Raw genomic sequence first — 24,555 nt, forward strand, 5'->3', positions numbered from 1 at the left:
TCACACCTATAGAAATATTTTCTCTTTCAGTTGAGGGAATTGTTCTAGAGCAGCCTTACAAGCTACTCTTACACTTTTTTCAAAATCATCGACATATTCTCTTAAGTCAACTTTTTGAATATCATTTGGATTAAACCAAATAACTTCATCATGACTATTCTTTTGAATATCTCTGTTCTCAGTTTTTGCAATAAATATAATACCGGATATAGCTCTAATTGGATTAGGAACCTGAAATATACGTACAGGCCTTAATTCACTCCCAAAATTTATTCTTACACCAAAATCCTTTTGATAACTTGTAACAAGAGCAGACTCAAAATCCTTTGAAACACTTAATTGACCACATCCAAATTCCCATTTTCCAGCAGCTACACGTTTTGTTTTGGGCCTTTTCCCTAATAAAATCTCACCTTCATTATTAAAACATACCGCTACGCAATGTACTTCAGATATTCTCTCTACCGGTACTAAAGGAATAATTGTGCGTTCATCATTTATAGGTTCAGTATCTTCAATTACATCTATAAAACTCTCTACCTCTTCTTTTTTCCCTAAATCAGACAAGATTCTTTCTAAATACTTAATCTCCCAATAATATTCTTGCCTTTTTTTTGTCATATTTTGCAATACTGGAGATGGACTAATAAGATCATCATACTCATAGATTTCTTCAACTTTATCCCATTTATCAAAAAAATATATTATAGGATACAGCCTATCATCCCAAATACCTTTCATCTTTTCATAAGATACTATCTTTAAAGATTCATCCACATCATACCTGTCTTTCTGTTCGATATTTCTTAGTACATCTCTTCTCAACCAAATTAAGTAGGCTAACTCGGGACTCACCAGAACTTTTTGTTTATGAGCATGTTTACAAAGTCGAAATCCCATATCAATATCAGGTCCTAGAAAATCCTTTCGGCCATCTCCTCTTATACCATCAACCTGAAATACAAGGTTTCTTCTAGTCATATATTTATTTTGTTGTTTTGTTTTATCATCTATTGGAGCCAACCAAATTGTTGCTTTTATATCAAGTAATTTTTGTGAATTAGGAAACACCCTAGAAAGTTCTTCATTCATATATCTAATTACCTTTAATGCAACTCTCGGCGCTTCATGCATTTCTTGTAATTTAGACAACCTTTTATAAAATAATACTTCATCCCCAATATATTTCCAGACCTTTACCCCATTATGTAAGAGCATCAGCTTTTCCTTTACCAATGCATAAAAGCCCTCTACAACCTCTGGCCAACCATCTGTAAATTTAGCTTTAAAACTAGTAGAATTAACTAAATCAAATGAATAAAAAATATAAACCCCTGATAAATTAACATCCGTTTCCATAATTTTTTTCGCTGCAACTAATTGTTCTGGCGCTATAGAAACATTTCCTACCAATATTTTAATCCTCCCAACTAAATAGGTTTAACCATCTTCCTCTTACTCTTACTGCCGAAACAGACACATCAAAATATTTCGCAATTGGATCTAAATGATATTTACCTTGTTTAAAATTTTTCTGAGCAACTTCAAGAAATTTATCTTTAGGCATTAAAAAAGCCCCCGCAAACTCATTTGCTTCATTTTCTTCCATTCCATGGCCATATCTATAATATACGGAATCTTTATACTCTTCGTTCTTTTCCCATTCCTGCTGATCAATTAAATATTTCATATGTAAAAATAAATGTCCAAGCTCATGGGCTATTGAAAACCTCCGCCTTTGTTCACACGTTTCACTTTGGAGAGTGATGATAAACTTTTTTTCATGATTTGAAGGCATTTTTTCAATTTTAGCTTCCATTCCCTCTTCTAGTGAATCAACATATTTAATTGCTCCACCTAATGATTCTGGTACCCTTTCAATAGCAACTGGAACTTTTAAATCTAGTATATCGTGTAAATTATAGGCTAGTTCATTTATTGCTTGTCTCCTTGACATACACTTTCTCCCCCTTCGTTTTAATATACCATAAACAAGGTATATCATTTGGGAATATGTACTATTATTTTATAAAAAATAACAAAATACCTGCCAATCTAAAAAATACAAGCACCTACATGGATTCGCTATAACTTCTACTATTCTTTTATTTATATTGCATTCAGTACATGAAGTTTTATTCTTCTCCCAATCACCTAATTCTTATGCAACTCCATACTGAACATTATTAAGTAACTGGAAGAAGAGCAAAAGCTCTCCCTAATAACGGTATCACTCAATCAGTACCATTTGCTGGTTTCGGATTTTATGTGCCGTCATTATGGACCACTTAGACAACATATAGATTATAAAGGAATCTTTATGAGCTGTGTTTTCCGCCACTTCTCACAATACAAATATATCACGTTGATTCCAAAACAACTGGTACATTTACTGCCAAAAAACGGTCACGACTCTGCCACTAAATCACCTTATTTACCTTAGGCCGTTCCACTATCAGGTTTAATTCTAGAAATTCTCATACCATACCTTCCGTTTAATAAATCTGAAGTACTTATTATTCTAGTTTGTTCAGTTAGATCCCCAATATTAATTTCAAAATTTTGTTCTACTTTATTATTTAATATTACAAATCTATACTCATGTTGAGGTTCAAAGAATATATCTTTTTTGAAAAACAATGATGTATCTCCACTTAAATACGCCTGTATTCTTTCTTGATGATTAATATCAAAATCTGAGTACTGTACTTTATTATGAATATATTCTATTCCCTTCTGATCAAATACTTCTTTAATTCTCTCTCTAAATACATTTGGTGGTATTACTAATGCGTATTCACCAAAATGACCAGCCATTTGTTCTTTTTGCTCTTCGGTAAATTTAACTTCGGTTTCAATATAATCATCAGTTATTTCAATAATCTCTAACATATCCGATTCAATGGTAAACAAGCAAAATACGGGATAATTTAAAAAATCCTGGTATCTAAAACGCAATCTACCTGCTGTTCCACTAGCAACTATTTCATCTGTTCCATGTCTTTTAATTGTTACGTTCGCATTCTTAATAATAGCTGCTACTTCATCAATATCTCCCATTCCTTTTTCACCAGTTCTTTTTTGGAGATCAACAAAGTATTTAAAGTTGTTCATATACAAGTTCCCTGCTTGTAACGGTTCAAGATATTGTTTTTGACTAAACTTAAAAAAACCAAACAACATATTATCGTATTCTTTCATTGATGATAATCGCATAAATAAACCTCCTATTAATCCTTCATATAACAATTTCATTATATAATACTTTTTCAAATTACCCATATCTTATATTTTGTGTAACTGCCCCTCTGACTGAATCCCTTGATATTCATAGCTTTATACCACTTTCCCTTTTGAGTTACACAATGCATAAAAAATGGGTAATTATTAAAATCAAAAAATAAAAAGGATATTGCTATATTTTAAATCTTGTCATAGCTTTATCCATTGCATCTTGGTTTACACCAATATACCTTAATGTAACTTTCTCTGATGAATGATTGAATATCTCCATTAGTAAAGCGATATTCTTTGTTTGCATGTACATATGGTAACCAAATGTTTTTCGTAATGTATGAGTGCCTATTTCCTTCAATCCAAACTCTTCTGCTGTACATCTGAGTATTTTATAAGCCATGCTGCGTCCGATTGGTCTATTAGCACCTTCACGACTCTTAATTACATACTCACTATCATGTCGTTCTTCAATGTACCAACGTAATTCTCTCTTTAACGCTGGAGTTAATTGGATACGTTTCTGTTTTCCTGTCTTTTTTTCTCTCATTGAGATATGGCTACCTTTCAAATCACCTATCTTCAACTTAAGAATGTCGCTAATACGTAATCCTGTATTAATTCCCATTACAAATAAAATATAATTCCGTTCATTGTTTTCCCTCAAATATTGTTTAATCTGTTGTATTTGTTCTGGATCTCGAATAGGTTGGACAAAATTCATCGTTCGTTCCCTCCCATATCCTCTTCTGTTTCATATACCTCTAGTCTAAGAGCAAAAGCTAAGTTGTAAAATGCTCTGGATTTCCAACGTCGATAAGTACGTTCTGCCATTCCAACCTCGTTATAAACCATATAATCGCATACATCTTCTTCCTCTAAATAACGCTTATTAATAATATCCCTCTGAATTTTTCCCGCTCGACCATTACCTAAACGACTTAAAAACTGATCAACACGGAATGACATATTTTTAAGATACTCTTCACGTTCGCTGCGCTTTATATTTTCTAAAGCTACCTTTTCTAATGGATTTCCTACCATATTTGTAGGACCATGATATCTCACTTCATATGAAGGAGTTACTTTCATTTCTTCTCGAACCATTCCAAATTGTTTATAAATGCGTATTTCTTCCAGAAGACTTTCTAATTTCGACTGGGTAGCTGGACGATTTATTTTAGATAAGAAAGTTAATTGATTCATATAAACGCTCCTTGTCTATTTTACAAATAAAAATACAAAAAGCGGACACCAAACTACAGAGCAATATCGAAAATGCTCTTTTTAGTTTAGTGTCCGCTGGTTCTTCCAGTAGGACTAAATTTGTAAATAATATTATTATATCATTTTCTTATGTTTTTTACTCTCTCATATCCATAAAATCATTTCCAATTATATTTAAAATTCAATATTTTTCCGGAGTGAAAATTTCAATCAAACTTAAACAAATCTCTATTAGAATAATAGGTAATAAAAAGAATTGGATCAACGTTATTTCATTAGGCCAATCGAAAAAGATTTTATTCGTTTCAGGGTTATATTGGAACAATAGAGTAGATGCAAATAACATTAAACTAAAAGCCACTTTAAATACCAAAAACATTTTTTTGACTATTAATGCTTTTCTCCCCCAAACAAGGCCCATACCTATACATATTATAAAATAAAAACCAATTATTGAAAAAAAGCCTTTTAACACTGGCCATCCAATTTCTATTGATACCTTAAAAACTTCTACATTCACTACAAGCAACCTCCATACAAAATAATATTTGTATAATTGTATATTGTATTTAAATAATTATCAATTTTTAAGAATGATTGATTTCAACTCATTCTCTTCTTTTTAACGAAAGTTTATTTTGTTGAGTTTTTCTCTCATACACATATTTATTTTCAAATATAAAACTATTAGTATATACTTTGATATATAGCTATATTTGTAAAAAGGAGTTCTAATTATGTTTGAAGAAATCTGGCCATTATGCCTACTAATTTTAATTATTTTCTGGCCCCTAGACCGTTACAAAAAACATAAAAATAAAAAGGCATATAACCTTTATTTAAATCAACTTCGTCAATCCAACATTAATCAAATTGATCAAATGAATGGTCGACGATTTGAGGAATATTTAAGTTCTTTATACCAATCCCTCGGATACCAAACAGAAGTTACCAAAAGTTCTGGTGACTTTGGAGCAGACTTAATTTTAAAAACAAATGGTGAAAAAATTGTTGTACAAGCAAAACGCTATAAAAACAAAGTCGGGATTCAATCAGTCCAAGAAGTTGTTGGAGCTAAAAGATATTACGATGCTGCTCATGCTTGGGTTGTAACTAATAACTATTTCACAGAGCCAGCACGTAAATTAGCTGACGCTAACGATGTCTTGCTTATAGACCGTGATCTGCTTATTAAACTAAGTGCGCAAGTAAATCGTCAAAATGAACAGCAACCAACAAACCTAGAGCAGAGCAGCTATTAAAAGCTGGCTGCTCTTTTATTTTAAAATGAAAAATTTTTTAAGTTGTTCCCATATAACATGTTGAGTTTTGTTCTTTCCAAATTATACTCCAAATAACTAGTATCCTCTTCTAATTTTTCATAGGCTTTAGCCAATAAAAATTATGATTAACTTTTATAAATTAAACATAATTAAAACTCTATTTTAAATTTTCTCAAATAAAAAAGACACTAAATAAGTGCTTTATGCACTTATTTAGTGTCCTCAGACTTTCTTATCTTGGACATTATTCGAACGCAAAGTAATAACAATATCTTCTTTTTTTTCACTATTTAAGGCTAACATACCTGATGGTAGATTAACGAGCTCTTCAATTTTATGTGGAAACATCTTTAAATCGGATGTTATTTTTTCTGCTGTTAAAACTCTATTTTCTATCAACAGTTGAATTGTTTGTTTAAATAAAGATGGTGTAACTCTTTTCAATACGTCATCTAAAGGCTCTTGCTTTCTCATTCCCTTTCTTGACATCTGTTTTTGCAGATAACTATATTGATTATGATTAATTATTCCCAAATGATAACTTCTTACAACCATTGCACCAATAGATGTCATCCAATACTTTTTTAATTGAATGAATTCATCGAGTTTGTTTGTATAAAGAGACTTAGTGAATGCTTCTTTAGGTAACAAAAATGCTGCAGCAAAATAATCTGCCTGGCGTTCTATTTCTCGCCATTCATCGTTACTTAATTCTTCCTCATCAGTTATCCACGAATGCATTAATATATGACCTAATTCATGAGCGGCATCGAACTGCCTTCTAACAGCAGATACTTTATCATTTCCAAGTACGATAAAATAATAATCATTATTCACAACACTTCGTTTCTGACAAAATGCATCAATTTTTTGTTCGCCAGTAGTCACAGTAGTGAGAAAAATTCCGTTTTTCTCCAAAAGATACACCATGTTTTTTATAGGCTCTTCTCCTAGTCCCCAATATTCTCTAACCGTTTTAACCAGCTTTTCAATGTTTTGAAAAGTCCATTCTAAATCATAAAACTCTTCGAGATTAGGTAAATTCAATTTAGGGAAATTTACATATTTCCCTAAATACTGCTGAATATGAAATACCAAATTAACACGCTGTTTTTGTGCTTCTTTTTCCTTTTTTAAAGTTGAACTAGAGGAACGAAAAAAAGTACATCCCTTATTTTCAAGATTAGGATCTTCACTATAAAAAAATTCTCTTGGAAACTGGAGCACATTGATTATCTTCATTAAAACTTCTAAGCCAGGTGGATTTTTCCCTTGTTCGTATTGCGAGATAGCTTGTCTACTTACACCAATTTTTTCTGCTAACTCTGCAATCGTTAAACCGGAAAATGTTCTTGCTGCTTTTATTCTTTGAGGATTAATTTGCTTAGAGCGTCTTCCCACTATCATTATAATTACTCCTTTATCTCATAGAGTAACTAGTTCCTGTTATTTTTCATCTTCCTTAATATCTTCTTTAAGCGTCAACATATAGTTAGGAGTTTCTGTATCTTCATCACTACCAAAGTCTTGTGTAGCATGTTTATGTGACACAGTAATAAATTCACTCCATAACTCATATTTAAGCCAAGAATCTACAGTATCACTAGGCACTCCTATGGCTATATTCACCAATTCATTATCTTCAGCTAATTCATATGTAACAACAGCAAATGTTGAGTATTCATTTTGAACATTTGGATGTATCTCTAAGTGTTGAGGCTTATCGTCATTTAAATCAAATTTTAATTGTGTTGAGTCGTTTTCTCTGTATTTTTTATTAACAGATGCATACTGTTGAATATATTCAGATACCTCTTCTTCATCAAAAATTTCTTTTGATTTCCATGGTAACTTTTCTTTATCAACTTTACCTACTTTTTTAAAGATTACTAATGTATCATTCACAATAACTTTAATATGTTTTCTCCAATTCCGCCCAGACCTCACAACTTCTTGCTTCAAAGACAAATGTGGATTACTTAAAACGAAATTTTTAATACATTCGTTAATTTCATCTCCTCTTAAATCTGGCAAATGATTGTTCGTTGCATTTCCCTCAACTTTAACAACATGTTCTCTAAACTTATCTAGACCTTGTACTATAGCCTTGACAAGTCGCGACTTAACCTCATCACTAAAATTTATTGTATCCAATACATCCATTTTTTTACCTCCATATTGTTTGTACGTAAAATTATTGCCTTTTTAGAGGTTATTTGTCAAGTGTATTGTTTTTTAATAAAAAAAATAAATTAATTTACTCTCTTCAAATTTAACTCTTTTAGCATCCCCTTTTAATATTTCAATTATAGTTAAACCACGCTCAACTGCTTCACAAAGCTTAAATTCCCCCTTGATTTCCATCTCGAATTAATATCAGCACTTTACCTTCTACTTTTGTTCTATTTATAGAGCTAACCTTAATACTCTCTGTATATTTGTACAAAATTCAAATTTGATTATAATAACTGTGTTTTTCGTTCTTCCATACGAATTACTTTTCCGCTTTGATATATAAATGATTGTTCACCAAATCCCCCTTGAGGTGGTTCTATTAGTTGCACCTGACCATTTTTAACAATATATATTCCGTTTGTTTTCAAATCTATTTCAGCTGTCATTTCAACAAGATTTTCTTTTCTAATCCCCACCAAGATCACTCCCATATGTTATAATTACTTTGTCGAAGTAAGTTGAGAGTGATCTCAGCTTTTTTTATTTGTCTATAGATATAGCACAACGTTTTCCGGAACAAATGATTGTTCCAGTGATAGATGGAGCCGTATTGGAATCGGCTTTTTTTCATCCCTTGCTTGCTTACACATTTTTTCTGCCTCTTCCCACACAAATTCTTTATCCTCCACTCGCTTATAACGCCAAATCCCAATTGTATAATCCTCAAATAATTCGTAACGCTCATCAGGCGCTGTCGTTGGTTTTAATTCATCAATCGCTTTGGCTTGACGTGGTATTTGTACAATCACATCTGCATACCGTAATTTTGAATTCAAACGGTGAATATGAGCTTTCTTAGGATTAAATGATACAACTGGTTCCACGTCAAAAATTGTTAATTGCTTTGGCATTGTTTTTCCCCTCCAATACCTGCAAGCTTGCAATTAAAATTCTTTCAAGCTGCGTTAACGTTAGTTGATCTAATCTTTGTCCATTAATTTCAGTTAATCCTAACCCCAATAATTTACGAATGATTATTAGTTTTCTACGTTCTACTTCCTGACGTAACAACATGATTAAGCCTCCTGTTGATGATTGAACTTTCTCTCTAAATTTACAAACTTACTAAATTCTTTAATGAATGCTAGTTCAACCACACCAACTGGACCATTTCGCTGTTTCGCTAAAATAATTTCCGTTATGTTTTTATTTTCTGTCTCGCGGTCATAGTAATCCTCACGGTATAAGAATGCTATTAAATCCGCATCTTGCTCAATCTGACCATTCTCACGTAAATCTGATAGCAATGGTCTCTTATCTTGCCTACTCTCAACAGCACGACTTAACTGTGATAATGCGACTACACATACATTTAATTCTCTTGCCATCAGTTTTAACTTACGACTAATCTCACCGATTTCTTGCATACGGTTCCCTCTATGCTTCGGATCCCCTACAATAAGCTGCAAATAATCAATTGCAATTAAAACCTTTTTATCAGGGTACTTACGCTTTAATTTCCTAGCCTTTGCATAAATTTCTTGCATCGTTACATTTGCCTTATCGTAAATTTCTAATGGCAAATCATTAATTAATCCCATCGCTTGACTAATTTTTTCCCAATCCTTTAAATTACATAGCTTCTTAGGATTCTTTAATTTCGTAGCATCTATATTTCCAGTACTCGAAATCATACGTTTAAGTAGCTGTTCCTCCCCCATCTCGAGCGAGAAGATTCCTGTTGCTGTATGAGCACTTGCTGCATGAAAAGCAACGTTTAATACAAATGCTGTTTTCCCCATTGAAGGTCGGGCCCCGACAATAATTAAATCACCTTCTTGTAACCCCGCTGTCATTCTATTCAAGTCGTCATAGCCAGTTGGAATACCGGTTAAATCTCCTACATCAATTTGCATGTTCTTATACAAATCAACAAGCGTATCTTTCAAGTTAAATTCATCTGAGTAACCCGTTTCTTCAATGGCGCTTAATTCATCAATTGATGTACTAATAGCACTCATATCCCTATCTTGCTGAAGGCGGTTATATAAATTACCAGCAACCTCTTGAGCATGTCTCATTTTCCATGCTTCGATAACTAAGCCTTCGTGATACGAGAAATTTTTAGTAGTCGTAACAACTTCTGTCAGGTTTACAAAGAATTCGATTCCGCCAATTTGATGCATAAAGCTTTCATCGAATTTTCCAATGAGAGCAACAAGATCTATCGGAACCTCAGCATCCTCTAATTCTCTCATTGCCTTGAAAATTACTTGGTGTGTTGGTAAAGAAAACTGTTTTACCTTTAGCTGACAATCTTTAATTAAATCGCCTTCTTGGATTATGCTACCTAAAACACTTTGTTCAGCTTCAACATTGCGAATCATATCATTACTCATTTGGCCAACCACGCATTCTGTTGATTAAGTACTGCAAGTTCTTCTTCTGTTGGAATGTTCTGCTCCCATGCTTGTTGCTGCTGTATTACGTTTTTAGTAGTTTCCGATAAGCCTTTTTGTTGATAAGGCGCTTGTGTCTGTTGCTGAGATTTTGTTAATCGCTGAGCACGAAATACTTTATCAGCTGCCTCAACATCAGTTACTGTTTTAAATCCTTTAAGATGCCAATCCCTTAAAATCGTATTTACGTAAGACATGTTTCTCGTATTCTTCTCTAAAGCAATCTCCATAGCCTTAATAACTAGCTCTGCATTTAAATCATCTATCCAAGCATAAATACCATCTGCAATAAAAGGTGTAATGAATCCGAAGTTTTGCTCGTAAAAAGAAATTGGATTAACCTCAACAACTTCTTCCGCGCCTGCGCGTTCTTCTTGTTGTTGTTCTTTTTCTTCTTCTTTTTCTTTTTCTTCTTCCTTGCTAGGGTCTTGGAAGCCCCTTATAAGCCCCTCCAAACGGACCGATAAATACTCCTTAATACGAGGGATTTTAAAATCTTGTTCTCGTTCTAATTGCAAGCAAGTTTCATAGAAATCAACTAAAAAATCCTGGTCCTTCACAGATTGAATCTCTTTTAAAACACACTTTTCAATGTTTACATTTTTAATTGGATTGAATTTTAACCAGTTGATTAAGAACAACTCTTTTGTTTTTTGGTTGTAATTAATTTTTCCATACTCAGCAAAACGTTCTAATAGCTTCATAACAGTTTCGCGGTTATATCCCGTATCAGTTTCAATGATACGAAGTGGAAGCTCATAGATTCCTGATTGAGACGTCTTACTGTTTGTCATCAAATATAAGTAGAAATACTTCTCCTCCGGTGTAAGATCTAAAACAAATGAATCCTGCCAAAATGAAACATGTACTGGTCTATAAACTGCCATATAATTCATCCTCCCGTTTACATATCGCGAATCCGTCCTCTACACGTAATAAGCAATAATTCTTGTATCCTATTTTGAGATATTGTTTTACTAAGTAAATTAGGTGTTGCTCCGATGTTGCTTGTTGAAACGCTTTAGGATTCAGCAACACTCTATGTAACGATTTGTCTAAAAGCATGTAGCACACTCCGTTGTTATCCGAATGCTAATTTGATATAATTAATCCCAAGATCTTTTGCAAGACCGTTTGTCTATCACTCTGCCAAGTGATAGATCTTTTTATTTTCTACGTGTTACTAACGAAGCGTTAACTCCTCTTGCTCTTAAATCTTTAATCACTACACGATAACTCATCGATGCCTCATGTTCCTCTTTCGTATCACGAAGCATTTTAAATTCCCTTATACATCGCTCCAGCTCTTCTTCCCAGTGATTTGATTCTTCGGTTGACTCTGCATTAAACATGTTATAAATACATTCACTCATACAGTTACGAAGTTTATTCGCAAATGAAAAATCTCCAGGAAGAACAAGATTATGAAGACGATTGTTTTTATTGTTCATGAATTACCTCTCCTTTCTAATTCAGTTGATGCTGTACGCATCGTTACAACCAGAAAGGAACATTGTAGAGGTATGGGAGGAACAAACCCTTTCTGGTCATAACGACAAGCACAGTGGCTTGTCCAAATGATTTATATAATGTTATAATTGCTTTACGATATTTTTCAGAGCTACTGTTGTCTAGGCGGTAGCTTTTTTATTTGCCCATTTATGTTTCAAAATGAATGACGCTTCGATAATCTTGATTCGAATGCCCAACAATTTCTTCTCTTGCTTTAATTCAACTGTTTTTGAATCCTCATTAAGTAATTCTGCTATTTTAATTTCACCAGTTAGTTTTGCATCATAGCGAATTAATTCCTTATATTCTCTTAGACTCGGTTTCTTATAATCTACTGTCATTTCCCTTCCCCCTTTACAGCACCTTTGTTAAATTCATTAAGCTATCCACCGATTGAATAATAACGTTCTCCGCCATAGCCTTTTGCAACCAACTTCTTTGTATTTGTTCCATAATGCCAAAATGAACTTGTTCAAGAGCTTGTACTACACATTGAGTAGCTTGGATTGTATCGAAGATTTCTTTTGCATGAACTGCGTATTCATGTTTCTTTTTTTCATCATGCTTCCATGACCTTGTTGTAACTTGTAGATTCATGATTTCTTTCGCTGCCGCAATCCCCTCTTCAGCTTGCTTAATGTAGTTCATCAGTTGTAAATTTACATCTTGAGTTAATCGTGGATCTGTAGGCGGCAACCCAACACCATAAATATGTTTGATTGCTTGTTGATTCAACTTTGCTCCTGTTGCATGGCACCAATCCATCGCAAGCTCAAATTCTGGTTTAGAAAGTCCAGATTCAATTCGGGTTAATCGTTCATGTGTAATACCAAGGTACTTAGATAACCCTTTCTTCGTTTTCAGCTGAACATTATCACAACACTCTCTAGCATTCTGTAATAATTCCCCTATTGCTGAATTGCAGTATATGCTTGTTCCCATATCTGTTCGCCTCCATATTTAGTTTTCAAATGGTTACAATGAACTTAGTACATATGTAACTTGTCTACTTTTCGTATAAAAAGAGAGGAACTATTCCTCAACGTTTGCTTTTACTTGTATCTCTTTGATGATGGCCCAACCAGCCTTGTAATATGCTTGACGGATTTTATCAATATCCTTTTGTGATTTTGGCTCAGGAGCCACAACATGGACTTTCGTTTTTCCAAATTCATAAGTCGCCGCATATTCTTCTTGTTGGCTCATGGTGTCACCTCTTGAAGTGCTTTTTATATGTTTATGCGACGGGTCTGTTGGTACTGCCATGTTAGTTGATGGCATTTTCTCACCCGCTTTCCATCCATTAAGTATAAGATTCTTGTACTCTTGTACATCAAATTAAATCCTTTACATCACTACCAAGAATAGTGGCTAACCTAATGGCCTTTTCAAGATTTGGATTACTATAACCATTTTCCCAATTACTTATTGTAGATTTTGTAACTTTCATTCTTTTTGCAAGATCTTGTTGCGTTAACTTGCTTTTTTTCCTAGCTCTAATTAATTTGATATTTTTGTTCACTGTCTCGCTCCTTGTATAAGTATTTTGTACTTTCATTATATGTATAAGATTCTTGTACGTCAATACATTTGTACAATTATCTTGTACAAAGTTTTACAATCCATCTTTATAAGGTACAATATCTTTGTACTTTTTATTAACGGGAGGTGCTAAAAATGTTGAGACAAAGATTAAAAGAGATGCGTAAAACGCGTAAGCTCACTCAGCAAGGATTAGCCGATAAAGTAAATACCACTAAAGGCACCATTAGTAACTATGAGAATGGTCATAGCACTCCCTCAAACGAAATGCTAAAAGATTTAGCGAATGTTTTAGGAGTAACAACAGATTATTTATTAGGAAGAGAAGATGAATCAAGAGTGTCTAATGCACTTCCTGATTTAAACAAAAAAGATACTCGTGATATCGCTCGTGACTTAGAAAAGACTTTAAAAGACTTAGAAAATAGCGAAGATGCTTTAATGTTTGACGGAGAACCAATAGACGAACACACAAAAGAAATGATTCGTATTTCTCTAGAAAACTCTATGCGTATGGCAAAACAATTAGCAAAACAAAAATTCACTCCAAACAAGTATAAAAAAGATTGAACGGAGCGAGAAATGAAAATTAAAGACTACGTAATGAAAATCGTAAAAAAACATGGCACAACAAACCCCTTTGAAATTGCTAAACGAAAAGATATTATAGTGTTGTTTGAAGACCTTGGGAATACTCTTGGTTTTTACAACACTTATAAACGCTTTAAATTCATTCATATTAATAATCAAATTAACGAAACTACTCAACAATTTGTTTGTGCACATGAATTAGGTCATGCTGTACTTCATCCTAAAGCAAATACCCCCTTCTTACGTAACCAAACCTTCTTTTCAGTGGATCGCTTAGAAATCGAAGCAAATACATTTGCTGTAGAATTGTTACTTACCGATGAAATGATTTCTGCTTATAAAGATACTCGTTTATCTATTCAAGAAATTGCGGAGGTCCATGGGATTCCTGGAGGATTTGCTCGTTTAAAAACTTACGTTTATTAAGAAAGCAGGCGTAATTCTATTAACTTATGGAGGATTAATAATGAAAAAATACCTAGTACCATTTACAGCGCTCTTTTTATCTATTGGACTAGTTGGTTGTGATACTAACAATCCAGTTAAAGAAGACGAACAACACGCACAAGAAGAAACAAAGAATGTAGAAGAACAACGTCAGGTAGAAGAAAAAGTAAAGCAAGAAGAACAACAACGTCAAGAAGCTGAAGTCCAACGCCAAGCAGAGGAAAAAATGAAGCAAGAAGAAGAACAACGACGTCAGGAAGCTGAAGCCCAACGCCAAGCAGAAGAAAAAGCGAAGCAAGAACAAGCAGCCAAAGCAGAACAACAACAGAATCAAGAAAAACAAAAACAACTCGACGAAAATGATTCCAGTAATCAATCAGCACCAAAAATAGAAGGACCCGAATTGGAGCGATTCAAGGAGGAGCAAATAAGAAAACTTCAAGCCGCTGATTCAAAAGAGAAAGAGGAAGCTTTCGATAGGGCGGCAGCCTCTCGCCGTGAACGATTCGAGAGACAAGAAATTGAAAAAATGGATTGCGATACTGCACGTTCTGCGTTATCTCAATTAGAAGAAATGGATGACGATCCTATTGCAAAGAAACAGGCAGTTTATTTTTACGATAAAGTAGCAAGGTGCAACAAATCAGGTAATTAAACAACTAAAAAAATTGTAAGGAGTTGTTCAAAAATGAATGACGTTTGGAAGTTTTTAGTTCCGTTTATTATTTCACTTTTCTCAGCTATTCCAATTATGTATCTCAAACTCATACATTTTAGAGAAAGGGATCGCTTATTTTTAACAAAATTAAACCAGGCTAAATTAAATTTAAGTAATTCAATTGGTATATATATAGTGCTCTTAATAATGCTTTATATCATCCCTGCATCAAGTTTTCTATTCATGGATGGTCTTAGTCTAATGACAAAGTTTGAAAATCAAAATAATTTCTTACTCTTTCTTACGTGTAGTTTGTTGATATGTTCCATCTTCTTATCGCTTACTTTGTTTGTAACAAAAAAATGGAACTCTCATAAAAAACTAATTATGATCCTAGCTTTTATAACTATAATTAGCTCTTTATTTTTTTACTGTCCAGTTTTTGCCTCAACAGTACTATATCTTCGTACTTATAGTGCTTGGGCTTTTATTATTGTAATCCCTATCGCCCTAACTGGTTTCCTGATGTATATTGTGAATCAAACGACTGAAAAAAAGGAAATTCTATATTTATCAAGGATTGTTTCTGAAGAATATATTAAAGATTTAGACTTAATTCATTCTCATATGGTAGATGACAGTAGAGCATTACTATATGATAGATACCGTTCAAAGGAATATGTATTTTATATATGCGATTATTCAGCCAAGGTATACCTCGAATTTTTAGAAATTAAATCAGAAGATGATGACGATAACTAAAAGTAATAATACACATCAAAAACTTTTCATTAATTTCAAACACACTATGAAAATTTAAATTTTCGTTAGAAACTTCTACAAACGCTTTAAGTATATAAAAGAAAATCCTTTAAATAGGGTTTTCTTTTATTATTCATTACTTATACTTCTTGAAAATAAACGCCTTTTATATAATAGTTACTAAGCTAAGGAGGTAATCTTATGAAAACTGCAATCTACTTAAGAAAATCCCGCGCTGATCTTGAAGCTGAAGCCCGAGGCGAAGGCGAAACTTTAGCAAAACATCGAACTACCCTGCTGAAAATTGCCAAGGAAATGAACTTAAATGTTTTATCTGTTCGTGAGGAAATCGTTTCTGGTGAGAGCTTAGTGAAACGCCCTGAGATGTTAGCGCTGCTTGAAGAGATTGAAGATAATAAATATGATGTTGTTCTTTGTATGGATATGGACCGTTTAGGTCGTGGTGGTATGAAAGAGCAAGGAATCATTTTAGAGACGTTTAAACGCTCGAATACGAAGATTATGACACCTAGGAAGACTTATGACCTTAATGATGAGTGGGACGAAGAATATAGCGAATTTGAAGCATTTATGGCCCGTAAGGAGTTAAAGATTATTACGCGTCGTATGCAACGCGGCCGTATAGCAAGCGTGGAGGCTGGTAATTACCTCGGTACCCATGCGCCTTATGGTTATGATATCCACCGCTTAAATAAGCGAGAACGTACTTTAACAATTAATCCAGAAGAAGCTTCAGTTGTAAGAATGATATTTGATTGGTATGCCCATGAGGATATGGGAGCAAATGCAATTAGGAGCAAGTTAAATGATCTTGGCTACAAAAGTAAGCTAGGTAATGAATGGAACCCCTACAGCATCTTAGATATATTAAAGAACAATGTGTACATTGGAAAAGTAACGTGGCAAAAACGAAAAGAAGTAAAACGTCCTGATGCTGTGAAACGTAGCTGTGCAAGACAAGATAAATCAGATTGGATTATAGCTGATGGCAAACATGAGCCTATTATACCCGCAAGCTTATTTGAGCAAGTACAAGAAAAATTAAACTCAAGATATCACATTCCCTACAATACGAACGGAATAAAGAATCCATTGGCTGGTATTGTTAAATGCGCTAAATGTGGTTACAGTATGGTCCAACGTTATCCGAAGAACCGAAAAGAAACGATGGATTGTAAACACCGTGGCTGTGAAAACAAATCAAGCTATACAGAATTAATTGAGAAACGTTTACTTGAGGCATTAAAAGAATGGTATATCAATTATAAAGCTGATTTTGAAAAACATAAGCAAGGTGACAGGTTAAAAGAAACACAGGTTATTCAAATGAATGAAGCTGCATTACGAAAGCTTGAGAAAGAATTAGTGGATGTCCAAAAACAAAAAAATAATTTACATGATTTATTAGAACGTGGTGTTTACACCGTCGATATGTTTTTAGAACGCTCGAATGTAGTTTCTGACCGTATAACCGAAATTACTTCCACTATGGAAAACTTAAAGAAAGAAATTAAAACCGAAATTAAGAAGGAAAAAGTCAAGAAAGATACAATACCTCAAGTGGAGCATGTTCTTGATCTGTACTTTAAAACAGATGATCCCAAAAAGAAAAATAGCCTCCTAAAGTCGGTTTTAGAAAAGGCTGTTTATAAAAAGGAAAAGTGGCAAAGACTCGATGATTTCGAACTTGTGCTTTACCCTAAGCTCCCTCAAGATGGCGACATATAAGCGTTTATGCTTTGTCGTCACCTTGTTGGTGTAATTAGATTTACCCCATTTAATCCTAAAGCATCATTCGTCGAAACTGCCAATACGACAGGCTTGCCATTTCTTAGCGTCGCTTTTGCTGCCATTAGTACTGGAGAATCTGTCATTGCATTTGCAAATTTACTCATAGAATTTCCTGTTAAAGGAGCGATTACCATGCAGTCTAATGGAATTTTAGGTCCAAGTGGCTCTGCTCCAACAATTGAATTAATTGCTTTAAAACCTGTTATTTCTTCAATCTTCTTAATCCACTCTGCTCCTTCTCCAAATCTAGTATTTGTTGATTGAACAGTGTATGAAACAACGGGACGTACTTCTGCCCCTTCAGCAATTAATTTTTCTAAGTGCGGCATAACTTCCTCATACGTACAATGTGAACCCGTAAATCCGAAACCAATTCGTTTCCCCTTCAAACTCATTTCTTTTCCTCCTCCTTTGCAATTGCATCTGCTGCTAATAACTGAGAAAGAACATTTGCTAAAATTTGCCCAGCCGTTTTGGGAGCAACAATACCTGGTAATCCAGGTGCTAGCAACGCTTTGACTCCTCTTTTTTCCGCATATCTAAAGTCAGTACCACCTGGTTTAGAAGCTAAATCAATCACTAACGTATGAGCTGGCATTTTTGCAATAACATTCGCTGTTACAACGAGGTGTGGAATTGTATTGATTACAATATCGATATTCCCTACTTCTTTCTCTATGTCTTGCATATGAAAAGGAGAAAACATCATTTCTGTAATACGTGCAATATGTTCAGATCGTCTTGCTCCAACTTTGACATGGGCTCCTAATGATTGAAATGCTCTCGCAACACTCATTCCTGTTCTACCAAATCCTAGAACCATTACATTGGACCCATGAATTGTATAGTCGGTATGTTGAATTACCATCATTAATGTACCTTCTACAGTTGGAATAGAATTGTATATTGCCACATCATCACGATCAAATAATTTAACAAGTTTTCGGTTCGTAGTAGATACGAGATTTTCCAAGTAAGGTGTACCAATACCCGAATATATAGTAAAGTGTTCTGGTGTATTTTCAATTTGTTCTTTCGTTATTGAAACTTTTTCATTTGAAAAAATAGTATCTACTTCTCCTTTAGCATTTGTACCTGCAACCGGCAAAATGATTGCGTCTACAGAAGTGAAATCTAAATTTTGTATACTTTCTTTTGCTGCCCCTGTGAAACCATGATCTAACTGATCAAACCCTATCAAAGAAAGTTTCGCATCCAATTCAACTAGCTTACGAATTACTTCTAGCTGCCTTGCATCTCCTCCTATGACAGCAATATGCATCTCAGTCAACATTCCCTAATTCACCTTCTTTTTCTGTCATTTATAAGAAAAGTGCCTACTTTTTCTTTTTCCTCCACATCATATGTAATGTACGAGTTTATGGTGATTGAAAATCCAAATGCACATATGATTTATCAGGTTTCTATGTAGATACAAAAAAAGATGACCAAAATGGCCATCCTTCACTCCGAATTTGAACGATCTATACTATCACAAAGAAGCATATCATGTCCGACTTTCTTTATTTGATTCCATGCCACCCTTACTTCTTGTGGTTCCTTTTTAAAACCTCCCCACTTCCCTACAGGTATTATAAGTGTTTGTATTTGTCCGTCTTTCTCATTAATCTCTAAATCCATATAACCTAAGACTCCCATTTTTTCCGCTTTTTCTATATCTACAACCTCTTTACCACTTAATTCACTTAATCGCATACATACTCCACTCCCCTACTGAATTTTTCATTTGCATTGTCTATAATTAGTACCTATTCTATATGTATAAAAAAAATAACCTTCTCTCATTTAAAAAGAGAGAAGGTTATTATCAGATACATAATAAAAATCGATTATAGTTTTATTCCTTTTGGAAGTTTTCCATCTGGACTAATAAGTGCCGCAGAGAATTCATCAGTAAACATGTTGCGAATTAATCCATCCACATTTTCTTTTGTTACAGTGTTTACACTTTCAATAATCTCATCAAGTGAACGATGTTTACGAAGAAGCAATTCATTTTTACCGTTACGGCTCATACGGCTATTTGTACTTTCTAAACTTAACATTAAGTTTCCTTTTAATTGCTCTTTACTATTCATAAGCTCTTTTTCTGTAATACCTGTATTTTTCAATGTCTCTAATGTTTCTTGCATTGTTTCATACAGTGTATCTAATTGTTGGCTACCTGTTCCACCGTAAAGTGTTAACATACCTGTATCTTCATAAGAAGAGTGGTAAGAAAATACCGAGTAAGCTAATCCACGTTGCTCACGTACTTCTTGGAATAAACGGCTACTCATGCTACCGCCTAAAACATTATTTAATACAATTAAGTTATAAATATCTTCGTGTCCCATTTGTAAGCCTTTATATCCTAGACATAAATGAGCTTGTTCCGTTTCCTTTTTACGGGCTACCTTATTGAAATGGAAAATTGGGCTATGTACTTGTTCACGGTTTGTTGTTCCTTCATAACTACCGAAATATTGCTCCACTGTTTGTAAAAATGCTTCATCAATATTTCCTGCAACTGATACAACTACATTTTCAGGTGTGTAATGATCTTTTATATATTGACGTAACGTATCACCTGTAAACGTATTAAGCGTTTCTTCTGTTCCTAAAATAGGATATCCAAGTGGATGCGTTTCATATGTTGCTTTCGTTAACATATCATGCACAATATCATCTGGCGCATCTTCGTACATTTTAATTTCTTCACATACGACATTCTTCTCTTTTTTCAGTTCTTCCTCATCAAATGTTGAATTAAAGAACATATCTGCTAAAACATCTAAAGCATATTTAGCATGCTCATCTAATACTTTTGCATAGTAACAAGTATATTCTTTTGAAGTAAATGCATTCACTTGACCACCAATGCTATCAAATGATTCTGCAATCTCTCGTGCACTACGTGTTTCTGTCCCTTTAAAGAACATATGCTCTAAAAAGTGAGAAATCCCATTATTTTTTTCATTTTCATTTCTTGATCCCGCATGGATCCAAATACCAATTGCAACCGATCTTACAGTTGGTATATTCTCCATAACTATTCTTACACCATTTTTACAAGTATATTTTTTAATCAAAAACTTTCCTCCTACTGCCAGTTTCTCTAAATAAAACGCTATTATTTAATGATAACAAGTTTAAGGATGAATGTCATGCAAATGTATTTAATCCACACGTTTTTCATCCAGTAATTCAGTTATATTCCCCACTTTATATCCTTGTTCCTTCAATTTTATAATCATTGTTTCTAAAGCCTCTGCTGTAGACGAAGTAGGATGCATTAATATGATGGCACCTGGATGTATTTTTCTCATTACTCTCTGCAATAGTACATCCGGCTCAGGTCGCTTCCAATCAATCGTATCTACAGTCCACATAATCGTTCCCATTTGAAAATCATCTGCAATCTTTACGACTTCATCTCGAAAGCTTCCACTCGGCGGGGCAAACCATCTTACTTTTTGATTCGTTGCTACTTCTATCATTCGATTTGTTTTTTGTAACTGATCTCGTATTTCATCTGACGATAACGTTTTCATATTAGGGTGTGTGTATGAGTGATTTCCAACTTCTTGTTTTGCATCGACAATCATTTTTGCAAACCGCAAATTTTCTTTCACCCAACGTCCTTCTAAAAAGAAAGTGGCCTTCACATCATGCTTTTTCAAGATTTCTAATATGCGAGGCAAATACTCATTTCCCCATGCCACATTTATTGTTAATCCTACCATCTTTTTATTTGGATGCCCTCTATAAATTGGAGCTGGTGATAAATCTTCCAAATGAACACTCGGTGAGACTTCTTTGAATTCAAGATATTTTTGATCAAATTCCTTTAGCTTCTTCATATTATTATACGATGCTTCAATATCCACTTGTCTTCCATTATATCCAGGTGTTGCCTTCCATATTTTATCAATCATCGCATTTTGAGGTGCAATCTCATACTGTTTTGCATGCTTTTGAATTTCTTCATGCAAGTTATCTTGTGCAAAAACAGAATAAGAGCCTAAACTGACATATAAAGAAAATATACATATGTATGCCAATATACGAACTTTCATATAAACCCTCCCAAATTAACTATATAAAAACATTTTCTTCTTATCTTTGTTAATTTGAGCGTTATAATGAAAACTATACCTATACCGACATAAAAATATATGAACATCATGTTTTTTACATAACAAAAAAAGCCAGTTTAACTGGCTTTTACTTATTGCTGCTCTTGTTTGTTTTCTTCTTTAGCAGCTTCTTTTTCTTGCTCTTCTTTTAGCAATACTTTTCTAGATAGATTTACGCGACCTTGCTTGTCAATCTCGATAACTTTAACTGTAATTACATCACCGATTTTCACAACGTCTTCTACTTTACCTACACGCTCAAGTGCAAGTTCAGAAATATGAACTAATCCATCTTTACCGCTGAATAATTCAACGAAAGCACCAAATTTCTCAACACGTTTCACTTTTCCTTCGTAGATCTCACCTACTTGTACTTCGCGAACGATATCTTCGATAATCTTCTTAGCTTTGTCGTTCATTACTTGATTTATTGATGAAATGAATACTGTACCATCTTGCTCGATGTCAATTTTAACGCCAGTTTCTTCAATAATTTTATTGATTTGTTTACCGCTTGGTCCAATAACGTCACGGATTTTATCTGGGTTAATTGTCATTGTAATAATCTTTGGAGCGTAAGCTGATAATTCAGTACGTGGCTCTGCAATAACAGATAACATATGATTTAGAATGTGCACACGACCAATTTTCGCTTGTTGTAATGCCTCTTCTAAAATCTCACGTGATAAACCATCGATTTTAATGTCCATTTGCAGCGCAGTTACACCTTGTGCTGTACCTGCTACTTTAAAGTCCATATCACCTAAATGATCTTCCATACCTTGAATATCAGATAAAATTGTGTAATGCTCACCAGATTTAACCAGACCCATTGCAATACCTGCAACTGGAGCTTTAAGTGGAACACCCGCATCCATCATTGCTAAAGTACTACCACAAATACTTGCTTGTGAAGTAGAACCATTTGATTCTAATACTTCAGATACAAGGCGTACTGTGTATGGGAAATCTTTTTCAGATGGAATTACAGGCTCAAGTGCGCGCTCTCCTAGTGCACCGTGACCAATTTCACGACGACCTGGTCCACGCATCGGTCTTGTTTCACCAACACTAAATGATGGGAAATTGTAATGGTGCATAAAGCGTTTTGATTCTTCTACACCAAGACCATCTAAAATTTGCACATCGCCTAATGCACCTAATGTACAAATACTTAATGCTTGTGTTTGTCCACGTGTGAATAAACCAGAACCGTGTGTACGAGATAAAATACCGACCTCTGATGCTAAAGGACGGATTTCGTCACCTTTACGGCCATCTGGGCGAATTTTTTCAACTGTAATAAGACGACGTACTTCTTCTTTTACAATTTTATATAAAATCTCATTTACTTGTCCTAATGTATCAGCGTCAGCTTCCTCAGCTTCGTAATGCTCAATTACACGCTTTTTCACTTCGTTAATTGCATCTTCACGTGCATGTTTCTCATGTACTTGAATTGCAGAATGCATATCCTTCTCAGCCATTTCACGTACAGCTTGATTAAGATCAGCGTCAACTTCATAAAGTTTCACTTCTGATTTCTCTTTACCTACAGCTTGTACAATCTCTTCTTGGAATGCAATTAAACGTTTAATTTCGTCATGACCAAACATAATTGCTTCTAACATTGTTTCTTCAGGTACTTGATCTGCTCCTGCTTCAACCATGTTAATCGCATCTTTCGTACCAGCTACAACTAAGTGGATATCACTTTGTTCTTGCTGTTCTACTGTTGGATTAATAACGAATTCGCCATTAATACGACCAACTGTCGCACCAGCGATTGGACCTTCAAATGGAATATCTGAAATCGATAACGCTAATGAAGAACCAAGCATAGCTGCCATTTCAGAAGAACAATCTTGATCAACACTCATTACAATGCTGACAACTTGTACTTCGTTACGGAAACCATCTGCGAATAGTGGACGAATTGGACGGTCGATTAAACGACTTGCCAAAATTGCTTTTTCACTTGGACGACCTTCACGCTTAATAAAACCGCCAGGAATTTTTCCGACTGCATATAAACGCTCTTCATAGTTTACTGTAAGTGGGAAAAAATCTACATTTTTAGCTTCTTTTGATGCAGTTGCTGTAGATAGAACCGCTGTATCGCCATATCTTACTAATACTGCTCCGTTCGCTTGTTTGGCAAGCTGACCAGTTTCAACTGTTAGCTGGCGACCAGCTAAATCTATCGAGAAGACTTGCTTTTCTTGACTCATTTAAGTACCCCTCTCAATTTAAAGTATTCAATTCTTCTATGTAAATGGATAGTATATCACAATATTCTACCTCTAGTATTGCCTAAAATTAAGTAAGCTATAAAGCGTAGAAGATATATTTTTACCTAACAAAAAAGCGGGAATATTCCCGCTTCTTTGACTATCGACGTAAGCCAAGCTTTGTGATTAATTCACGGTAACGTGTGATATCGCTATTACGAAGGTAAGTTAGTAAATTACGACGTTTACCAACCATCTTTAATAGACCACGACGTGAATGATGATCTTTCTTGTGAGTACGTAAGTGCTCGTTTAGAGTGTTAATTTGCTCCGTTAGGACAGCAATTTGAACCTCTGGAGAACCAGTATCAGTCTCATGAGTTCTAAATTGTGCAATGATTTCATTTTTACGCTCTTGTGTTAAAGCCATCCTATTTCACCTCCTATTAATTAAACCCCCAATTACCTAGCAAGCGTCGGTGA

31 protein-coding genes and 1 pseudogene are annotated in these 24,555 nt (G+C 34.2%); 6 read left to right on the plus strand and 26 right to left on the minus strand.

The genetic code is table 11. The features are described 5' to 3' along the window. Positions 1-6: 6 nt before the first annotated feature. The 6 genes from DN400_RS19805 to DN400_RS19830 all read right to left on the minus strand — a co-directional run bounded on the left by DN400_RS19805 (position 7) and on the right by DN400_RS19830 (position 4,981). Complete coding sequence (locus DN400_RS19805) at positions 7-1,413, minus strand: NUDIX hydrolase (protein ID WP_147801882.1); 1,407 nt, start codon at positions 1,411-1,413, stop codon at positions 7-9. 4 nt (positions 1,414-1,417) lie between these two features. After that, a complete protein-coding gene (locus DN400_RS19810) occupies positions 1,418-1,957 on the minus strand; it encodes an ImmA/IrrE family metallo-endopeptidase (protein ID WP_147801883.1) in 540 nt (179 codons plus the stop codon). A gap of 482 nt (positions 1,958-2,439) precedes the next feature. Continuing rightward, positions 2,440-3,216 (minus strand): hypothetical protein, encoded by a 777-nt coding sequence (locus DN400_RS19815; RefSeq protein WP_147801884.1) that lies wholly within the window; start codon positions 3,214-3,216, stop codon positions 2,440-2,442. Between the two features lie 199 nt (positions 3,217-3,415). After that, positions 3,416-3,958 (minus strand): site-specific integrase, encoded by a 543-nt coding sequence (locus tag DN400_RS19820; protein WP_147801885.1) that lies wholly within the window; start codon positions 3,956-3,958, stop codon positions 3,416-3,418. Continuing rightward, positions 3,955-4,440 (minus strand): ArpU family phage packaging/lysis transcriptional regulator, encoded by a 486-nt coding sequence (locus DN400_RS19825; protein ID WP_147801886.1) that lies wholly within the window; start codon positions 4,438-4,440, stop codon positions 3,955-3,957. Before DN400_RS19825 ends, DN400_RS19820 begins: the two co-directional genes overlap by 4 nt. 202 nt (positions 4,441-4,642) lie before the next feature. Then, complete coding sequence (locus tag DN400_RS19830; protein WP_147801887.1) at positions 4,643-4,981, minus strand: hypothetical protein; 339 nt, start codon at positions 4,979-4,981, stop codon at positions 4,643-4,645. Between the two features lie 217 nt (positions 4,982-5,198). Between DN400_RS19830 and DN400_RS19835 the strand changes: the two genes are divergently transcribed. Further along, the gene (locus DN400_RS19835; protein WP_147801888.1) at positions 5,199-5,723 is read left to right on the plus strand and encodes a restriction endonuclease; all 525 of its coding nucleotides are present in this window, start codon (positions 5,199-5,201) and stop codon (positions 5,721-5,723) included. Positions 5,724-5,966: 243 nt separating this feature from the next. Here the strand turns inward: DN400_RS19835 and DN400_RS19840 are convergent, their stop codons facing one another. The 13 genes from DN400_RS19840 to DN400_RS19905 all read right to left on the minus strand — a co-directional run bounded on the left by DN400_RS19840 (position 5,967) and on the right by DN400_RS19905 (position 13,412). Then, entirely contained in the window at positions 5,967-7,151 is a 1,185-nt protein-coding gene (locus tag DN400_RS19840) for a helix-turn-helix domain-containing protein (RefSeq protein WP_147801889.1), read from the minus strand. 39 nt (positions 7,152-7,190) lie between these two features. After that, the gene (locus DN400_RS19845; RefSeq protein ID WP_147801890.1) at positions 7,191-7,907 is read right to left on the minus strand and encodes a hypothetical protein; all 717 of its coding nucleotides are present in this window, start codon (positions 7,905-7,907) and stop codon (positions 7,191-7,193) included. A 296-nt stretch (positions 7,908-8,203) separates the two neighbouring features. Further along, positions 8,204-8,395 carry a DUF3954 domain-containing protein gene (locus DN400_RS19855; protein WP_000512857.1) on the minus strand — a complete coding sequence of 64 codons (192 nt, stop codon included), beginning with the start codon at positions 8,393-8,395 and terminating at the stop codon, positions 8,204-8,206. 72 nt (positions 8,396-8,467) lie between these two features. Further along, the gene (locus tag DN400_RS19860; protein ID WP_147801891.1) at positions 8,468-8,830 is read right to left on the minus strand and encodes a cell division protein SepF; all 363 of its coding nucleotides are present in this window, start codon (positions 8,828-8,830) and stop codon (positions 8,468-8,470) included. Then, positions 8,805-8,993 carry a hypothetical protein gene (locus tag DN400_RS19865; protein ID WP_147801892.1) on the minus strand — a complete coding sequence of 63 codons (189 nt, stop codon included), beginning with the start codon at positions 8,991-8,993 and terminating at the stop codon, positions 8,805-8,807. Before DN400_RS19865 ends, DN400_RS19860 begins: the two co-directional genes overlap by 26 nt. 2 nt (positions 8,994-8,995) lie before the next feature. Then, a complete protein-coding gene (gene dnaB, locus DN400_RS19870; protein WP_074554567.1) occupies positions 8,996-10,318 on the minus strand; it encodes a replicative DNA helicase in 1,323 nt (440 codons plus the stop codon). Beyond that, positions 10,315-11,265 (minus strand): DnaD domain-containing protein, encoded by a 951-nt coding sequence (locus DN400_RS19875; RefSeq protein ID WP_147801893.1) that lies wholly within the window; start codon positions 11,263-11,265, stop codon positions 10,315-10,317. The genes dnaB and DN400_RS19875 overlap by 4 nt, the downstream gene beginning before the upstream one ends. Then, the gene (locus DN400_RS29960) at positions 11,252-11,443 is read right to left on the minus strand and encodes a hypothetical protein (RefSeq protein ID WP_147801894.1); all 192 of its coding nucleotides are present in this window, start codon (positions 11,441-11,443) and stop codon (positions 11,252-11,254) included. Before DN400_RS29960 ends, DN400_RS19875 begins: the two co-directional genes overlap by 14 nt. A 101-nt stretch (positions 11,444-11,544) precedes the next feature. Further along, complete coding sequence (locus DN400_RS19885; protein ID WP_147801895.1) at positions 11,545-11,829, minus strand: hypothetical protein; 285 nt, start codon at positions 11,827-11,829, stop codon at positions 11,545-11,547. Between the two features lie 180 nt (positions 11,830-12,009). Continuing rightward, entirely contained in the window at positions 12,010-12,231 is a 222-nt protein-coding gene (locus DN400_RS19890) for a hypothetical protein (protein WP_000215316.1), read from the minus strand. A gap of 13 nt (positions 12,232-12,244) precedes the next feature. Then, entirely contained in the window at positions 12,245-12,832 is a 588-nt protein-coding gene (locus tag DN400_RS19895; RefSeq protein ID WP_000537277.1) for a hypothetical protein, read from the minus strand. 90 nt (positions 12,833-12,922) lie between these two features. Beyond that, complete coding sequence (locus DN400_RS19900) at positions 12,923-13,171, minus strand: hypothetical protein (protein ID WP_044795344.1); 249 nt, start codon at positions 13,169-13,171, stop codon at positions 12,923-12,925. A gap of 52 nt (positions 13,172-13,223) precedes the next feature. Then, positions 13,224-13,412: a helix-turn-helix transcriptional regulator gene (locus DN400_RS19905; RefSeq protein ID WP_033693366.1), complete on the minus strand. Its 189-nt coding sequence runs from the start codon at positions 13,410-13,412 to the stop codon at positions 13,224-13,226. Between the two features lie 155 nt (positions 13,413-13,567). Between DN400_RS19905 and DN400_RS19910 the strand changes: the two genes are divergently transcribed. The 5 genes from DN400_RS19910 to DN400_RS19930 all read left to right on the plus strand — a co-directional run bounded on the left by DN400_RS19910 (position 13,568) and on the right by DN400_RS19930 (position 17,639). Then, on the plus strand, positions 13,568-14,002 hold the full coding sequence (locus DN400_RS19910) for a helix-turn-helix domain-containing protein (RefSeq protein ID WP_048558725.1): 435 nt from the start codon (positions 13,568-13,570) through the stop codon (positions 14,000-14,002). Between the two features lie 12 nt (positions 14,003-14,014). Next, complete coding sequence (locus DN400_RS19915) at positions 14,015-14,449, plus strand: ImmA/IrrE family metallo-endopeptidase (RefSeq protein ID WP_048558726.1); 435 nt, start codon at positions 14,015-14,017, stop codon at positions 14,447-14,449. A gap of 40 nt (positions 14,450-14,489) precedes the next feature. Continuing rightward, a complete protein-coding gene (locus DN400_RS19920; RefSeq protein ID WP_048558727.1) occupies positions 14,490-15,125 on the plus strand; it encodes a hypothetical protein in 636 nt (211 codons plus the stop codon). Positions 15,126-15,158: 33 nt separating this feature from the next. Further along, positions 15,159-15,890 carry a hypothetical protein gene (locus DN400_RS19925; protein ID WP_048558728.1) on the plus strand — a complete coding sequence of 244 codons (732 nt, stop codon included), beginning with the start codon at positions 15,159-15,161 and terminating at the stop codon, positions 15,888-15,890. 201 nt (positions 15,891-16,091) lie between these two features. Further along, positions 16,092-17,639 (plus strand): recombinase family protein, encoded by a 1,548-nt coding sequence (locus tag DN400_RS19930; protein ID WP_097862340.1) that lies wholly within the window; start codon positions 16,092-16,094, stop codon positions 17,637-17,639. A 32-nt stretch (positions 17,640-17,671) separates the two neighbouring features. On the opposite strand, the pseudogene dpaB reads toward DN400_RS19930, so the two are convergent. The 7 genes and pseudogenes from dpaB to rpsO form a co-directional block, all read right to left on the minus strand. Next, positions 17,672-18,097 (minus strand): annotated as a pseudogene (dpaB, locus tag DN400_RS19935) (dipicolinate synthase subunit B); the annotation flags it as partial. Continuing rightward, the gene (dpaA, locus tag DN400_RS19940; RefSeq protein ID WP_000954735.1) at positions 18,094-18,996 is read right to left on the minus strand and encodes a dipicolinic acid synthetase subunit A; all 903 of its coding nucleotides are present in this window, start codon (positions 18,994-18,996) and stop codon (positions 18,094-18,096) included. The pseudogene dpaB and the gene dpaA, both read right to left, overlap by 4 nt. Positions 18,997-19,166: 170 nt before the next feature. Continuing rightward, complete coding sequence (locus DN400_RS19945) at positions 19,167-19,418, minus strand: YlmC/YmxH family sporulation protein (protein ID WP_001239757.1); 252 nt, start codon at positions 19,416-19,418, stop codon at positions 19,167-19,169. A gap of 134 nt (positions 19,419-19,552) precedes the next feature. After that, on the minus strand, positions 19,553-20,794 hold the full coding sequence (locus tag DN400_RS19950) for a M16 family metallopeptidase (protein WP_000593001.1): 1,242 nt from the start codon (positions 20,792-20,794) through the stop codon (positions 19,553-19,555). An 87-nt stretch (positions 20,795-20,881) separates the two neighbouring features. Further along, a complete protein-coding gene (locus tag DN400_RS19955) occupies positions 20,882-21,781 on the minus strand; it encodes a polysaccharide deacetylase family protein (protein WP_053563762.1) in 900 nt (299 codons plus the stop codon). Between the two features lie 152 nt (positions 21,782-21,933). Continuing rightward, on the minus strand, positions 21,934-24,072 hold the full coding sequence (pnp, locus tag DN400_RS19960; RefSeq protein WP_098255747.1) for a polyribonucleotide nucleotidyltransferase: 2,139 nt from the start codon (positions 24,070-24,072) through the stop codon (positions 21,934-21,936). A 160-nt stretch (positions 24,073-24,232) separates the two neighbouring features. After that, positions 24,233-24,502, minus strand: coding sequence for a 30S ribosomal protein S15 (rpsO, locus tag DN400_RS19965; protein WP_001229392.1), 270 nt, complete (start codon positions 24,500-24,502; stop codon positions 24,233-24,235). Between the last annotated feature and the right edge of the window lie 53 nt (positions 24,503-24,555).

The organism is Bacillus sp. AR8-1 (assembly GCF_008042345.1).
GTDB classification, from domain to species: Bacteria; Bacillota; Bacilli; order Bacillales; family Bacillaceae_G; genus Bacillus_A; species Bacillus_A cereus.

What these genes read in the sequence shown, in the direction of transcription:
- DN400_RS19810 (WP_147801883.1), bottom strand. Translation starts at nt 1,957, where the DNA reads ATGTCAAGGAGACAAGCAATAAATGAACTAGCCTATAATTTACACGAT.
- DN400_RS19815 (WP_147801884.1), bottom strand. Translation starts at nt 3,216, where the DNA reads ATGCGATTATCATCAATGAAAGAATACGATAATATGTTGTTTGGTTTT.
- DN400_RS19820 (WP_147801885.1), bottom strand. Translation starts at nt 3,958, where the DNA reads ATGAATTTTGTCCAACCTATTCGAGATCCAGAACAAATACAACAGATT.
- DN400_RS19825 (WP_147801886.1), bottom strand. Translation starts at nt 4,440, where the DNA reads ATGAATCAATTAACTTTCTTATCTAAAATAAATCGTCCAGCTACCCAG.
- DN400_RS19835 (WP_147801888.1), top strand. Translation starts at nt 5,199, where the DNA reads ATGTTTGAAGAAATCTGGCCATTATGCCTACTAATTTTAATTATTTTC.
- DN400_RS19840 (WP_147801889.1), bottom strand. Translation starts at nt 7,151, where the DNA reads ATGATAGTGGGAAGACGCTCTAAGCAAATTAATCCTCAAAGAATAAAA.
- DN400_RS19845 (WP_147801890.1), bottom strand. Translation starts at nt 7,907, where the DNA reads ATGGATGTATTGGATACAATAAATTTTAGTGATGAGGTTAAGTCGCGA.
- DN400_RS19860 (WP_147801891.1), bottom strand. Translation starts at nt 8,830, where the DNA reads ATGCCAAAGCAATTAACAATTTTTGACGTGGAACCAGTTGTATCATTT.
- DN400_RS19865 (WP_147801892.1), bottom strand. Translation starts at nt 8,993, where the DNA reads ATGTTGTTACGTCAGGAAGTAGAACGTAGAAAACTAATAATCATTCGT.
- dnaB (WP_074554567.1), bottom strand. Translation starts at nt 10,318, where the DNA reads ATGAGTAATGATATGATTCGCAATGTTGAAGCTGAACAAAGTGTTTTA.
- DN400_RS19875 (WP_147801893.1), bottom strand. Translation starts at nt 11,265, where the DNA reads ATGGCAGTTTATAGACCAGTACATGTTTCATTTTGGCAGGATTCATTT.
- DN400_RS29960 (WP_147801894.1), bottom strand. Translation starts at nt 11,443, where the DNA reads ATGCTTTTAGACAAATCGTTACATAGAGTGTTGCTGAATCCTAAAGCG.
- DN400_RS19885 (WP_147801895.1), bottom strand. Translation starts at nt 11,829, where the DNA reads ATGAACAATAAAAACAATCGTCTTCATAATCTTGTTCTTCCTGGAGAT.
- DN400_RS19890 (WP_000215316.1), bottom strand. Translation starts at nt 12,231, where the DNA reads ATGACAGTAGATTATAAGAAACCGAGTCTAAGAGAATATAAGGAATTA.
- DN400_RS19895 (WP_000537277.1), bottom strand. Translation starts at nt 12,832, where the DNA reads ATGGGAACAAGCATATACTGCAATTCAGCAATAGGGGAATTATTACAG.
- DN400_RS19900 (WP_044795344.1), bottom strand. Translation starts at nt 13,171, where the DNA reads ATGCCATCAACTAACATGGCAGTACCAACAGACCCGTCGCATAAACAT.
- DN400_RS19910 (WP_048558725.1), top strand. Translation starts at nt 13,568, where the DNA reads ATGTTGAGACAAAGATTAAAAGAGATGCGTAAAACGCGTAAGCTCACT.
- DN400_RS19915 (WP_048558726.1), top strand. Translation starts at nt 14,015, where the DNA reads ATGAAAATTAAAGACTACGTAATGAAAATCGTAAAAAAACATGGCACA.
- DN400_RS19920 (WP_048558727.1), top strand. Translation starts at nt 14,490, where the DNA reads ATGAAAAAATACCTAGTACCATTTACAGCGCTCTTTTTATCTATTGGA.
- DN400_RS19925 (WP_048558728.1), top strand. Translation starts at nt 15,159, where the DNA reads ATGAATGACGTTTGGAAGTTTTTAGTTCCGTTTATTATTTCACTTTTC.
- DN400_RS19930 (WP_097862340.1), top strand. Translation starts at nt 16,092, where the DNA reads ATGAAAACTGCAATCTACTTAAGAAAATCCCGCGCTGATCTTGAAGCT.
- dpaA (WP_000954735.1), bottom strand. Translation starts at nt 18,996, where the DNA reads ATGTTGACTGAGATGCATATTGCTGTCATAGGAGGAGATGCAAGGCAG.
- DN400_RS19945 (WP_001239757.1), bottom strand. Translation starts at nt 19,418, where the DNA reads ATGCGATTAAGTGAATTAAGTGGTAAAGAGGTTGTAGATATAGAAAAA.
- DN400_RS19955 (WP_053563762.1), bottom strand. Translation starts at nt 21,781, where the DNA reads ATGAAAGTTCGTATATTGGCATACATATGTATATTTTCTTTATATGTC.
- pnp (WP_098255747.1), bottom strand. Translation starts at nt 24,072, where the DNA reads ATGAGTCAAGAAAAGCAAGTCTTCTCGATAGATTTAGCTGGTCGCCAG.
- rpsO (WP_001229392.1), bottom strand. Translation starts at nt 24,502, where the DNA reads ATGGCTTTAACACAAGAGCGTAAAAATGAAATCATTGCACAATTTAGA.